Annotated in this window: 7 protein-coding genes and 2 pseudogenes; 5 read left to right on the top strand and 4 right to left on the bottom strand. The window is 74.1% G+C overall.

Annotated elements, in window-relative coordinates:
• Positions 1 to 89: 89 nt before the first annotated feature.
• Complete coding sequence (locus BLR12_RS25525) at positions 90 to 2,753, bottom strand: S8 family serine peptidase (protein WP_143018754.1); 2,664 nt, start codon at positions 2,751 to 2,753, stop codon at positions 90 to 92.
• Positions 2,754 to 2,995: 242 nt separating this feature from the next.
• Between BLR12_RS25525 and dcd (BLR12_RS25180) the strand changes: the two are divergent.
• A pseudogene (gene dcd / locus BLR12_RS25180) lies at positions 2,996 to 4,099 on the top strand (dCTP deaminase); the annotation flags it as partial.
• A 249-nt stretch (positions 4,100 to 4,348) separates the two neighbouring features.
• Positions 4,349 to 4,636, top strand: a pseudogene (gene dcd, locus BLR12_RS25645) (dCTP deaminase); the annotation flags it as partial.
• Here dcd (BLR12_RS25645) and BLR12_RS10355 read toward each other — a convergent pair.
• From BLR12_RS10355 to BLR12_RS10345, 3 genes are all read right to left on the bottom strand, one after another.
• Complete coding sequence (locus BLR12_RS10355) at positions 4,602 to 5,855, bottom strand: MFS transporter (protein ID WP_091377246.1); 1,254 nt, start codon at positions 5,853 to 5,855, stop codon at positions 4,602 to 4,604. The pseudogene dcd (BLR12_RS25645) and the gene BLR12_RS10355 sit on opposite strands and share 35 nt — an antisense overlap.
• Positions 5,856 to 5,882: 27 nt before the next feature.
• On the bottom strand, positions 5,883 to 6,863 hold the full coding sequence (locus BLR12_RS10350; RefSeq protein ID WP_218120619.1) for a DUF389 domain-containing protein: 981 nt from the start codon (positions 6,861 to 6,863) through the stop codon (positions 5,883 to 5,885).
• Positions 6,864 to 6,947: 84 nt separating this feature from the next.
• A complete protein-coding gene (locus BLR12_RS10345; protein ID WP_091377244.1) occupies positions 6,948 to 9,239 on the bottom strand; it encodes a (Fe-S)-binding protein in 2,292 nt (763 codons plus the stop codon).
• A gap of 342 nt (positions 9,240 to 9,581) precedes the next feature.
• Here BLR12_RS10345 and BLR12_RS10340 point away from each other — a divergent pair, with 342 nt between their 5' ends.
• From BLR12_RS10340 to grpE, 3 genes are all read left to right on the top strand, one after another.
• On the top strand, positions 9,582 to 10,580 hold the full coding sequence (locus tag BLR12_RS10340) for a type IV toxin-antitoxin system AbiEi family antitoxin domain-containing protein (protein WP_091377241.1): 999 nt from the start codon (positions 9,582 to 9,584) through the stop codon (positions 10,578 to 10,580).
• Between the two features lie 251 nt (positions 10,581 to 10,831).
• Positions 10,832 to 12,712 (top strand): molecular chaperone DnaK, encoded by a 1,881-nt coding sequence (dnaK, locus tag BLR12_RS10335; RefSeq protein ID WP_091377238.1) that lies wholly within the window; start codon positions 10,832 to 10,834, stop codon positions 12,710 to 12,712.
• On the top strand, positions 12,709 to 13,398 hold the full coding sequence (gene grpE / locus BLR12_RS10330) for a nucleotide exchange factor GrpE (protein WP_091377236.1): 690 nt from the start codon (positions 12,709 to 12,711) through the stop codon (positions 13,396 to 13,398). Before dnaK ends, grpE begins: the two co-directional genes overlap by 4 nt.
• The last annotated feature ends 5 nt before the right edge of the window (positions 13,399 to 13,403 follow it).

Genomic DNA, 13,403 nt, shown 5'->3' with positions numbered 1-13,403 from the left:
GGCACCCCGTCGAGTGAGCCGGTCGCCTCCGCCCGCAGCCGCGCGGCCGGACGGGGTCCGGCCGGTGGCCCGGCGGAGGAGCCGTGCGGTCAGACGCGGACGCCGCGGCAGGACGACGAGCAGTCCGTCGACCAGACCGTCCGCAGCCCGGCGAAGACCGCGCTGCGGACCAGCCGCAGCCCGTTCGGCCCCGTGCGCACGTCGGCGGAGCCGCTCCCGGCGTCCGGCGGGCCGCCGGGGCCGGCGTCGCCGCCCGGAGCGGTGCCGCCGGAGCCGCCCGGGGTCGGGCCACCGGGGGCGGTGCCGCCCGGCCCGCCCGGCGAGGTGCCGGCCGGGGCGTCGCCGTAGGTCAGCGCCGCCGTGAGGACCGAGGACCGGCCGTCCGGGGCGAAGACGTGCACGTCGTACACGCCCGCGGCCCGGGCGGGGACCCGCACGACGAGCTGGGTCGTCGACGAGCGGACGACGGTCGCGGCCGCGGCGTCGCCGATGCGGACCCGCGGACCCGCCGGCAGCGCGGTGCCGGTGATGGTCACCAGCGTGCCGCCGGCCGTGCCGACCCGGGCCGGGCTCAGCGAGGTGATGCCGAACGGACCCACGCGCGGGTAGACGTTCTCGCCACCGCCGGGAGCCGGCGTGCCGGACCCGCCCGACCCGCTGGGGGCGTCGGGGGTGGTCGGCGTGCGGGTGCCCGAGGGCACGTCCGGGACGGTCGGCGTGGTGCGGCCCGACGGGACGTCGGGGGAGCTGCCGGACCCGCCGCCGCCGGAGCCGCTCGCGCCGTCGGCGCCGTCCGCACGCGGGCCGGCCGAGCCGGCGCCGCTGTCCCCGCCCGGATCCGGGCTGCCGCCCGAGCCGGACCCACCCGGGCCCGAGCCGCCGGAGCCGGAGCCACCCGGGCCGGTACCGGTGCCCGCGCCACCCGGGGTGGACCGGTCCGTCCCGCCGCCGGAGTCACCGGACCCGGGGCTGCCCGGGCCGTCGGACCCGCCGGAGCCGTCGGACCCCCCCGGGCCGGAGCCGCCCGGGCCCGAGCCGCCCGAGGGAGGGGTGCCGGGGGTGCTGCCGCCGCCGGGCGCCGGGGACACCGCCGTCCCGACGACCAGGGGTGCGGCGTAGGTGCGGCCCAGGGCCGCCCCGTCGCGGTCCAGCTGGACGGTCAGCACGTAGCGGCCGTCGCCGAGCTCCACCGAGGGGGAGAGGGCGAGGGCGGCCGGACCGGCGGCCCGGCCGAGCGGGAAGCGCGCCGTCCCGGTGTCGTCGGTCGCGAGCGTGGTGCCGCCGACGGTGAGCTCGGCGCCGGACACGGCCCAGACCTCGCCCTCGTACTCCATGCCCAGGCCGAGCGTGACGCCGTAGTCCCCGGCGACCGGCGTGCCGGCCGCGGCGACGCCCGGGGAGACGACGCCGGCGGGGGCCGACAGCGAGGTGAAGGTGTAGGAGACGGTGTCCGCCGCGCGGGCCGGGAGGCGGGTCAGCGACAACCGGCCACCGGTGGCCGACCGCCCGGCGAACGCCGCCACCGGGTCGACGTCCTCGAGCAGCGCGCGGCGCAGCTGCTGCGGGGTCGCCGTCGGCATGGCCTGCCGGTAGAGCGCCACGGCACCGGCGACCTGGGGCGAGGCGATCGACGTCCCGCTGATCAGCCGGTAGCCGCCGTCGTTCCAGGTGGTGAAGACCAGCGTGCCGGGGGCGAACAGGTCGACCGAGCCCGCACCCCAGGCGGAGAAGTCGCTGCGGGTGTCCGCGGCCGTGGAGGAGCCGACGGTGACGACGTTGTCCTCGGTCAGGCTGGCGGGGTACACCGGCGCGGCGTCCCGGTCGCGGGCGTCGTTGCCGGCCGCGACGACGACGACCACGCCCTTGCTCGCGGCGTAGGCGACCGCCGAGCGCAGGTTGTCCAGGGCCCAGCCGCCGGCCGGACCGCCCCACGAGGCGTTGACGACGTCGGCGCCGTGGTCGGCCGCGTAGCGGATCGCCTCCGCGCCCAGGACCATGTCCACGCCGCTGCCGCTGCCGATGACCAGCGGCATGATCGTCACGCCCGGGGCCACGCCCGCGGTGCCCCGGCCGTTGCCGGCCCGGGCGCCGACCGCTCCGGCGACGCTGGCGCCGTGGGTGCCGTTGGCCCCGTTGTCGACGTCGGCGCTGTTGGTCGTGAAGTTCCAGCCGTGGCAGTCACCGGCCTTGCCGTTGCCGTCCCGGTCGGCGTTGCCGCACGCCTCGGCCGGGTTGGTCCACAGCGCGCCGGCGAGGTCCGGGTGGTCGGAGTCGTAGCCGGTGTCGACGACCGCGACGACGACGTCCTCCCCCGCGGCGGCCTCCCAGCCGGCGGTGACGTCGGCGTCGGCGTCGGCCCGGGCCGCCTGGTTGTAGGCGTTGGTCCCGGTGTTCTCCAGGTTCCAGCCGTACTGCGGCCAGAACGGGTCGGCGACCGTCCCGGCGGCGACGGGCACGGCCGGCGAGTACTCGGCGTCGGCCACCCCGGGCAGGGCCTCCAGGTGGTGCGGGGCGAGGCCCGCGGTGGCGACCAGCACGCGGTCGCCGCCCACCGGTTGGGCGTTGACGACGCCGTCGGCGCTGCCGAGCGCCGCGACCAGCTCGGCCGGCGGGACGCCCTGGTCGGCGGTGAGCACGTAGCGGGACAACCCGTCGCCGGGGCCGAAGTCGGTGGCCTCCTGCACCGCGGGGAGGGCGAGCGCGCTCACCGCCGCGGCACCGGCGTAGCCGGCGACCGACGCGGTGACGAGCACGACCGTCAGGGCACCGCGACGCAGCGACGCTCCTCGGGAACCGGACACGGACCCTCCACTCCACCGGGGGCGGTGCCCCGGACCAGCGCCGGCCCCGGAACGGGTCGGCGGGACGGCATCGGCGGTACCGGAGGCGGCATTGAGGGCCGGCCGGCCGGATTCGCCCGGAGTGGTGAGCCGGCGCGGACCCTGGACTCCGCCGCTGGCCGCCAGGCCGGGGGGAGGTCCCTACACTCCGCCGCATGCTGCTGTCCGACCGCGACATCACGGCTGCCATCGCCGAGGGCCGTCTGGGCATCGAGCCCTATGACAAGGCGCTGGTGCAGCCCTCGAGCATCGACGTCCGGCTGGACCGGTTCTTCCGGGTGTTCAACAACGCGCGGTACACCCACATCGACCCCGCGCAGCAGCAGGACGACCTGACCACGCTGGTCGAGCCGGACGGCGACGAGCCCTTCGTGCTGCACCCCGGCGAGTTCGTGCTCGGCTCGACGCTCGAGGTCGTGAGTCTCCCGGACGACCTCGCGGCGCGACTGGAGGGCAAGGCGTTGGCCCTGGAGACCCAGGTGCCGACCCCCACCGGCTGGAAGACGATGGGCGATCTCAGCGTCGGCGACGAGGTCTTCGACGAGAACGGCAGCCGGTGCCGCGTCCTGGCTGCCACGGAGGTGATGGTCGGTCGGCCGTGTCGTGAGGTCGAGCTCAGCGACGGTTCCCTGTTCATCGCCGACGCCGCTCACCTGTGGGTGACGACCAGCAAGCAGGAGCGCCGCACCGGTCGGCCCCGGACATCGTCGCCGAAGACCACGGACGAGATCGCTGCCACCCTGCGCTACGGGCAGGAGCTCAGCCACCACATCGCACTGGCCGGGGCCGCGCAGTACCCGACGGCAGACCTGCCCATCGACCCCTACGTCCTCGGGTACTGGCTCGGCGACGGCACGAGCGCCACGGGGGAGATCACCGTCGGCCGCGGCGACGAGGAGGTCCTCGCCTCCTTCGAGGCCGCGGGATACCGCGTGTGGCCGGCGACCGCCCCGGCGGCGTACCGGCTCGGCGGCGCCGTCCGGGGCGACCACCACGCGCACCGGCGCGGTGAGGGTGGGCGCTCCGCCGGCAACGACTCGTTGAGCAGCCACCTCCGCGTTCTCGGCCTGCTCGGGGACAAGCGGGTGCCCGCCGCCTACCTGACCGCCGACGTCCCGCAGCGGCTGGCGCTCCTGCAGGGGCTGATGGACTCCGACGGGTACGTCGACGAGCAGGGCCGCTGCGAGTTCGTCAACACGCGCGAGGACCTGTCCTGGGCGGTGCACGAACTCGCGGCGAGCCTCGGCCTGCGGCCGACCCGCCGGAAGAAGCGCGCGATGCTGAACGGCATCGACTGCGGCCCGGCCTTCCAGGTGGAGTTCACGCCGCGTCTGCCGGTGTTCCGGCTGGCCCGCAAGCTGGCCCGGCTCAAGACCGACGGCCGGGGCCACGAGCACCGCAGCGTGCGCGCCGTCCGGGAGGTGCCGACCGTGCCGGTGCGGTGCATCCAGGTGTCGGCTCCGAGTGGCATGTTCCTGATCGGGGACAGCTACGTCCCCACCCACAACTCCTCGCTGGGCCGTCTCGGACTGCTCACCCATTCCACGGCCGGCTTCGTCGACCCGGGCTTCTCCGGGCACATCACCCTCGAGCTGTCCAACGTGGCCAACCTGCCGATCACGCTGTGGCCGGGCATGAAGATCGGCCAGCTCTGCATGTTCCGGCTGACCAGCCCGGCCGAGCACCCGTACGGCTCGGCGGTCTACGGCTCCCGCTACCAGGACCAGCGCGGCCCCACGCCCTCGCGCTCGTTCCGCAACTTCACCCGCGCGGAGACGCGGCGTCCGGCTCCCTGACCGCCGGCACCCGGGCGGCGACCTCGTCGTCCACGAACCGCTCCCGGGTGGCCAGCCAGCCGGTGGCCAGCAGCGCCGCGACGCCGGCGAGGGCGACGGCGAACATGCCGGCGTAGCTCCCGGTCGCCCCCAGCAGGACCCCGGCCAGCAGCGGTCCGGCGCCGGCGAGCACGTACCCCCACCCCTGGACGACGGTGGACAGGGCCGCGGTGGTCTCCGGCGTCCGGGCCCGCAGGCCGATGAGCGCGAGCACCATCGCGAAGGTGCTCATCCCGAGGGCGAGCAGGGTCATCCACAGCCAGGGCACGGTCCGCGGGGCGGCCATCAGGCCCACGTAGCCGGCGACGTAGCAGGCGACGAAGACCAGCAACAGCGGCCGCTGCAGCCGCGGGCGCACGGCGAGCGGCGGGACGACGGCGTTGAGCGGGACGACGACCACCGTGTTGACGCCGAGCAGCAGCCCGGCCGTCGCGGCGTCCAACCCGGAGTCCCGCAGGTACTGCGCCGTCCAGCCGATGATGATGTAGGCCTGCATCGCCTGGAAGCCGAAGAAGGCCGCCAGCGCCACGGCCGTGGGGCTGCGCGCCAGCGAGCGCAGCGGCACCGCGGTGTGCGCCGTCCGGGAGGCACCGGGCCGCCGCGGCACCGCGAGCCACGGCAGCGCGGCGAGCAGCGCGGGCACCGCCCACACCGCGAGCGCCCAGCGCCAGCCGGCGTCCCCGGCGGCCCGCGCGATGGGCGCGGCGGACACCGAGGCGACCGCCCCGCCGGCGGCCATGGCCGTGCCGTAGGCGCCGACGAGCAGGCCGGTGCGCGTCGGGAACCACCGCTTCACCAGGCTCGGCAGCAGCACGTTGCCCAGGGCGCCGCCGACCATGGCCAGCACGGTGCCGGCGACGAAGAGCCAGAACGCCCCGGCCGCCGCCCGCAGCACCAGGCCGGCGGCCATCGCCAGCAGTGCGCCGGCCAGCACGTGCCCGTCGCGGAAGCGGGCGGCCAGCGGCGGCCCGGCGAACCCGATGACGGCGAAGCAGATGACCGGCAGGCTCGTGACCAGCCCGGTCAGGCCGCTGGAGATCCCCAGCCCGTGCTCGAGTTCCTGCAGCACCGGGCCGACGCTGTTGACCGCCGTCCGCAGGTTCAGGCCGGTGAGGACGATCGCCGTCCCGACGAGCACCAGACCCCGCCGGTCGCCGGCGGAGGCGGAGGGGCGGGACACGCCCCGATGGTCCCGCGCCGGTGCGGGCTATCGGGGGGCGGGTCCGTCCGGGGCCGGAGCGGCCGCCGTCATCCGCGGGAGGACGTGCGGGACGCGGCGCCACACCGCCCGCTGCAGGGCCAGGGTGGCCAGCGCCGCGGCGAGGATCCCGGCCACGTTGACGGCCAGCTGGGTGGCTGCGCGGCCGAACTCGGTCCCGCCACCCAGCGCCAGGGCGACCGCCATGTCCGCGGCGGCAGGGACGGTGGTCACCGAGATGAAGACGCCGACGAGGGCGCCGCTCTTGGCCGAGGTGAGCGACAGGACGCCGGCCACCCCCGCGAGCACGGCCACGACGACCGACCAGCGGTCCGGGGCGGTGATGAAGCCGGTCTCCGCGCGCTCGGCCGTGAGCACCTCGGTGCCGAACCAGCCCAGCGCCCGACCGGCCAGCGCGGCCAGCGTGGTCAGCGCGATCGCGAGCCCGAAGCCGACGGCCAGCGAGGTGCCCGCCTGCCGCGCGAGGGACGGCCGGCGGTGCACCACCGCCAGGGCCAGGCCGGCCAGCGGGGCGAACTCCGGCCCCAGCACCATCGCGCCGATCAGCAGGACGGCCGAGTCGTTGACGATCGCGACGGCGCAGAGCAGCGTCGCGATGGTCAGGAAGGCCAGGTAGGAGGCCGACAGCGCGGAGTCGGCGTCCGTCGTCCGAACCACCTGCTCCCAGACGACGGCGTCGGCGCCGTCCCCCGGGGCGCGCTCCTCGGCGCGCTCGGCGGCCGTGGACACCGCCGCGTCGACGGCCTCCATGGTGATGCCGCCGTCGCGTGCGACACCGAGCCGGCGCAGCTCGTCGACCAGCGCGTCGGCGGACTCCCGGGCGACGTCGGCCATGACCAGGTCGCCGGGTGGCGCGACCGAGGCCCCGGGCAGGACGGCGAGGTGCGCGGTGCCGGGGGAGCGGCCGAGCAGCTCGACCACGTCGTCGGTCCGGTCCGGTGGCACGGTGACCCGCAGGTGGAGCAGCACCGGCACGTTCTACCCGCACGGGCACGACGGCGCGCGCCCCGGGCGGGGGACACGCGCCGTCGTCGCCGGTGCCGGGGTCCTCTCTCAGTGCGGCGAGCCGTGCTCCGTGGCCGGCGAGCCGGTGCCGGCCACGTCGTCGGCCTGGGTGCCGACGTCCGCGCCGTGCTCGGTGCCCGGCGTGCCGACCGGGGCCATCGAGCGGAGCAGGATCTGGCTGACGTCGAGCACCTCGACGTGCTCGGCCGCCTCACCGTTCTGCTTCTTCGTCGTCAGCGCGTCGCTGAGCATGGTGATGCAGAACGGGCACGCGGTGGAGATGACGTCGGGCTCCAGGCCCAGCGCCTCCTCGGTGCGCTCCACGTTGATCCGCTTGCCGATCTTCTCCTCCATCCACATGCGCGCACCGCCGGCGCCGCAGCAGAAGCCGCGGTCCTTGCAGCGGTGCATCTCCTGGGTGGAGAGGCCCTGCACGGAGTCGAGGATCTCCCGCGGCGGCGTGTAGACCTTGTTGTGCCGGCCGAGGAAGCACGGGTCGTGGTAGGTCACCTTGCGGTCGACCGGGGTGACCGGGGTGAGCCGGCCGTCGGCCACCAACTGGCCCAGCAGCTGGGTGTGGTGCACGACCTCGTAGTGGCCGCCGACCTGCGGGTACTCCTTGCCCAGCGAGTTGAAGCAGTGCGGGCAGGTGGTGACGATCTTGCGCATCCCCGGTACCCGGCCCTCGAAGACGCCGTCCAGCGTGGCGACGTTCTCCTGCGCCAGCATCTGGAAGACGAACTCGTTGCCCATGCGGCGGGCCGGGTCGCCCGAGCAGGTCTCGCCCGAGCCGAGGACGGCGAACTCCACGCCGGCGGTGTGCAGCAGCTCGGCAACGGCCTTGGTGACCTTCTTGGCGCGGTCGTCGATGGCGCCGGCGCAGCCGACCCAGAACAGGTACTCGACGTCGTAGGGCAGCGGGCCGTCGGCCTGCCGGACCTCGAAGTCGACCTCCTTCACCCAGTCCTCGCGGGTGCTGGCCTGGACGCCCCACGGGTTGCCCCGGTTCTCCAGGTTGCGCAGCATCACGCCGGCCTCGGACGGGAAGCTGGACTCGATGAGCACCTGGTAGCGGCGCATGTCCTCGATGTGGTCGACGTGCTCGATGTCGACCGGGCACTGCTCGACGCAGGCACCGCAGTTGGTGCAGCTCCACAGCACGTCGGGGTCGATGACCCCGCCCTCCTCCAGGGTGCCGACCAGCGGGCGGTGGGCCTGGGCGTCGTTGGTCCCCTCGATGCGCGCGTAGCCCGACGCCCAGACCTGCTCGTCGCTGGGCTGCAGGACGTCGTAGTCCGGTGCGGTCTCCGACGCGGTCTTCTCACCGAGCAGGTACGGGGCCTTGGCGTACAGGTGGTCCCGCAGGTCCATGATCACCATCTTGGGGCTGAGCGGCTTGCCCGTGTTCCACGCCGGGCACTGGCTCTGGCACCGCCCGCACTCGGTGCAGGTGGTGAAGTCGAGCATCCCCTTCCAGGTGAAGTCCTCGATCTTGCCGCGGCCGAAGACCGCGTCCTCGTCGGGGTCCTCGAAGTCGATCGGCTCGCCGCCGGAGGTCATCGGCTGCAGCGGGCCCAGCGCCGGGGCGCCGTCCGCCTCGCGCTTGAAGTAGATGTTCGGGAAGGCGCTGAACCGGTGCCAGGCCACGCCCATGTTGAGGACCCGGCTGATCACGACCAGCCAGGTCAGCGAGACGACGATCTTGACGAACGCGACGACGCTCAGCAGGTCCGGGCTGTCCGGGAGCACGGTGGCCAGCAGGCCCGAGATCGGGTGCGACCAGGCCGGGGCGTCGGTCAGGTCGCTCGAGACCTTGAGCCCGCGGATCAGCAGGATGCAGACGCCGACGGTCAGGACGACGGCCTCGACGAAGTAGCCGCGGCCCTCGTTGGAGCCGGCGAAGCGGCTGGTGCGGCCCTGCCGGCGCGGGTGGTCCTTCTGGCGCCGGTAGACCAGGTAGAGGATCCCGAGGACCGTGCCGGTGCCGATGACGTCGGCGAAGAGGTTCCACACGCCCAGCTCACCGACGAGCGGCAGGTGGAAGGCCGGGTCCCAGACCTCGCCGAAGGCCTCGACCAGGGTGAGGAACAGGCCGTAGAAGCCCAGGAACACGAACCAGTGGGCGACGCCGATCGAGGACCACTTGAGCATCCGGGTGTGCCCGAGCGACTCCACGGCCAGCGTCTTCAGGCGCGGACCCAGCGGGCCGTTGCGGGTGCTGTCCGGCTGCCCGGTCCTGATGATCCGCACCATGGCCCGCACCGCGCGGTAGGCGAGCACCACCGACACGGCGAGGAAGACGAGGCTGATCGTCCCCAGGACGACCTGCAAGGGGCCCATCGAACATCCCTCCCGGACGCCTGCGCGGCGTCGGTTGATCCCCCGCCCGCCACGACGGCGGGTGGACTCGCCGCCGTCGAGGGCCGTGCGCGGGCACCGGTGCCCGCACGCGTCGGACGATAGCTGTCGGCCGCACAGGCTACTCGCCGGTAACCACCCGCCGACGAGCCCGATCCACCCGATGGTCGCCGTCGTGGTCCGATGATTAGGTGAGCTGATCGCCAAGGGTCCTGCCTCACGTCCAGTGGTGATCCAGGACGCGCGTCACCGAGCTCGGACGGCGCTGTCCACAGATGTGGGTCGACCGCCCTGCTGCAGCGGCGACCGATCGAGAGTCGGTCCGTGCACCCCGCCCTCCGCGCCGTGGCCGACCGCCAGTTCGGCGCCTTCGCCTCCAAGGACGCCATTCGGGTCGGTTACACCTACGAGGAGGTGCAGGCGCAGGTCGGCCGAGGTCGTTGGATCCGATTGCGGCGCGGCGTGTACGCCGAGAGGCCCGTGCTCGAGGCCGCGTACGGCGACCCGGTGGCCCGGCACCGGCTGGAGTGCGCGGCGGTGCTCGTCCGGCTGGGCGGGCGCGCCGTGGTCAGCCATGCGTCGGCCGCTCGCCTGGGCGGCATCGTCGTCCCCCCGTCGCGAACGGAGGTCGTCCGTCTCACCGACGACGTCCAGTGGCGACGCGGGAGGGGGTACGAAGTCGCCCGCGCCACACTGCCGTCGGCCGACGTCCGGGCGATGGGCGCGTTCCGCATCACCGCTCCCGCGCGGACACTCGTCGACTGCGCGCGGGAGTGGGCTCTCGAGGACGCCGTCGTGGCCATGGACGCAGCTCTGCATGCCGCGCTCCTGTCGCAACCGGAGCTGACGGCCGCGGTGCTGGCCGAGACCCACTGGGTGGGCGTCGGCGACGCGGCGCGGGCCGCAGGCCTGGCGGACGGGCGCGCGGAGTCCCCGCTCGAGACGCTCGGGCGGTTGCGCATCGTGGGGAGCGGGTTGCCTGCGCCGGAGCTGCAGGTGGAGATCCGCGACGCCCGCGGCCTGGTCGGTCGCGTGGACGGCTGGTACGAGGAGGCGGCCGTCGCGGTGGAGTTCGACGGGCTGGTCAAGTACGAGGACCCGCGAGACGGCCGCTCGCCGGCCCGGGTGCTCTGGGAGGAGAAGCGCCGTGAGGACCGTCTGCGGGACCTGGACATCCGGGTGGTGCGAGTCGCCCGGGCCGATCTCGGACCGGGGTGGGAGCGGGTCGGCGCCCGACTCGCCGCGCTGCTGGCGACACCGCTGACCGGGCCGCGGCGCTTCACCGTCGTCCACCGGTCGGTCCTCTCGTCACGGTCCGCCTGACGTCCTGTGCCGCGTCCAGGCTCAACGCTGCAGGTCCTGGCTCAGCACTGGTCGTGAGCCCGGAGACGGAACGATCAGCTCAGCTGATCATCGGGTGGACCGGGGGCAGGACGCGGCCGCACCCCGGGAACACTCCCACGCGGACTGCCGTTAGGGTGGGCAGGAAAGTTGAGTGGACCCCGCGCAAGGCGGACACCCGACTCCCCACACGGACCAGCACCACCCCAGCACACGGAAGAGAGGCCAGCTCCATGGCTCGAGCGGTCGGTATCGACCTCGGCACCACCAACTCCGTCGTCACCGTCCTGGAGGGCGGCGAGCCGACGGTGATCGCCAACTCCGAGGGCTCGCGCACCACCCCGTCGGTCGTCGCGTTCGCCAAGAACGGCGAGGTCCTCGTCGGCCAGTCGGCCAAGAACCAGGCCGTCACCAACGTCGACCGCACCATCCGCAGCGTCAAGCGCGAGATGGGCACGGACTGGAAGTCGTCGGAGATCGACGGCAAGCGCTACACGCCGCAGGAGATCAGCGCCCGCGTCCTGCAGAAGCTCAAGCGGGACGCCGAGACCTACCTGGGCGAGCCGGTGACCGACGCGGTCATCACCGTCCCGGCCTACTTCGAGGACGCGCAGCGCCAGGCCACCAAGGAGGCCGGTGAGATCGCGGGCCTCAACGTGCTGCGGATCGTCAACGAGCCCACCGCGGCGGCGCTCGCCTACGGCCTGGACAAGGGCGAGACCGAGCAGACGATCCTCGTGTTCGACCTCGGCGGCGGCACCTTCGACGTCTCCCTGCTGGAGATCGGCGAGGGCGTCATCGAGGTGAAGGCCACCGCCGGTGACAACCACCTCGGCGGCGACGACTGGGACCAGAAGATCGTCGACCACCTGGTCCGGACCTTCAACGCGTCCAACGGCATCGACCTGTCCAAGGACAAGCTGGCCATGCAGCGGCTCCGTGAGGCCGCCGAGAAGGCCAAGATCGAGCTGTCCGGCGCGCAGTCGACCAACCTCAACCTGCCCTACATCACCGCCGGTGCCGAGGGCCCGCTGCACCTCGACGTCACGATCACCCGCGCCGAGTTCCAGCGGATGACGCAGGACCTCCTGGAGCGCACCCGCGCGCCGTTCAACCAGGTGGTCCGCGACGCCGGCATCTCGGTCGGCCAGATCGACCACGTCGTCCTCGTGGGTGGCTCGACCCGCATGCCGGCCGTGTCCGACCTGGTGCGCGAGCTGACCGGCGGCAAGGAGCCCAACAAGGGCGTCAACCCCGACGAGGTCGTCGCCATCGGTGCGGCGCTGCAGGCCGGCGTCCTCCGCGGCGAGGTCAAGGACGTCCTGCTGCTCGACGTCACCCCGCTGTCCCTGGGCATCGAGACCAAGGGCGGGATCATGACCAAGCTCATCGAGCGCAACACCACGATCCCGACCAAGCGCTCGGAGATCTTCACGACGGCCGACGACAACCAGCCGTCCGTGCAGATCCAGGTCTTCCAGGGCGAGCGCGAGATGGCCGCCTACAACAAGAAGCTCGGCATGTTCGAGCTGACCGGTCTGCCCCCGGCGCCCCGTGGCGTCCCGCAGATCGAGGTGGCCTTCGACATCGACGCCAACGGCATCGTGCACGTGACCGCCAAGGACCTGGGCACGGGCAAGGAGCAGTCGATGACCATCACCGGTGGCTCGGCCCTCCCGAAGGACGACATCGAGCGGATGATGAAGGACGCCGAGGCGCACGCCGAGGAGGACAAGCGCCGCCGCGAGGAGGCCGAGACCCGCAACCTCGCCGAGTCGCTGCAGTACCAGACCGAGAAGTTCCTGGCCGAGAACGGTGACAAGATCCCGGCCGACAAGAAGGAGGAGCTCGGCGAGGCCCTCACCGAGCTGCGCTCGGCGCTCGGCGGCTCGGACATCGCGGCGATCAAGGCGGCCCAGGAGAAGGTCGCCCGGGTCTCCCAGGAGGTCGGCGGGGCGCTCTACGCCCAGCAGGCCGAGACGGGGGCCGCGGGCGCCGGTGCCGCCGGCGACGCCGGCACGCCCGGTGGGGCCACCGGGGCCACCGGGGCCACGGCGTCCGACGACGACGTGGTGGACGCCGAGATCATCGACGAGGACGACGACCGCCGATGAGCGAGCGGGAAGAGGAGCCGCGGGTCGTCATCCGCGACAAGCGGCGCATCGACCCGACCAGCGGCACCGTGCGGGTGCCGGCCGGTGAGCAGCCGGCCGGCGCCCGCCCGGGCGCGGATCCAGCAGGGGAGCAGATGAGCGAGTACGAGGCCGGCGACGGCGCGCAGCCGACGGTGGTGGACGACGACGGTGCAGGTGGTGACCTGGCCCGCCAGCTGGTGGAACGGACCGAGGACCTCCAGCGGGTCACCGCCGAGTACGCGAACTACCGCCGGCGGGTCGACCGGGACCGCCAGCTCGTGGTGGACCAGGCCGCCGAGCGGTTCGCCACCCAGCTGTTCCCGATCGTCGACGACATCGAGCGGGCCAGGGACCACGGCGACCTGAACGGCGCGTTCAAGGTGGTGGCCGACCGCGTCCTGGGGCTGCTCGACGGCCTGGGCGTGGAGGCGTTCGGCGTGGCCGGCGACCCGTTCGACCCGGCGCTGCACGAGGCGGTCATCCACGACACCTCGGCCGACGTCGACGTCCCGACCGCCACGACGGTCCTGCGGCAGGGTTTCCGCCGCGGCGACCGGGTGCTGCGGACGGCGATGGTCGCGGTCACCGACCCGGAGACGGTCCTGGCCGCACCCGCCGAGGACGCCGCCCCCGCGCAGCCGGGCGAGGGCCCGGCGGCCGACTGAGGCGG

This window comes from Geodermatophilus sp. DSM 45219 (genome assembly GCF_900104025.1).
Taxonomy (GTDB): domain Bacteria; phylum Actinomycetota; class Actinomycetes; order Mycobacteriales; family Geodermatophilaceae; genus Geodermatophilus.
Note: the sequence above shows the minus strand (reverse complement) of the source record. Positions and strands in the feature narration are given on the sequence as shown.

Coding starts and splice junctions, on each gene's coding strand:
- grpE (WP_091377236.1), top strand. CDS start 12,709: ATGAGCGAGCGGGAAGAGGAGCCGCGGGTCGTCATCCGCGACAAGCGG.
- dnaK (WP_091377238.1), top strand. CDS start 10,832: ATGGCTCGAGCGGTCGGTATCGACCTCGGCACCACCAACTCCGTCGTC.
- BLR12_RS10345 (WP_091377244.1), bottom strand. CDS start 9,239: ATGGGCCCCTTGCAGGTCGTCCTGGGGACGATCAGCCTCGTCTTCCTC.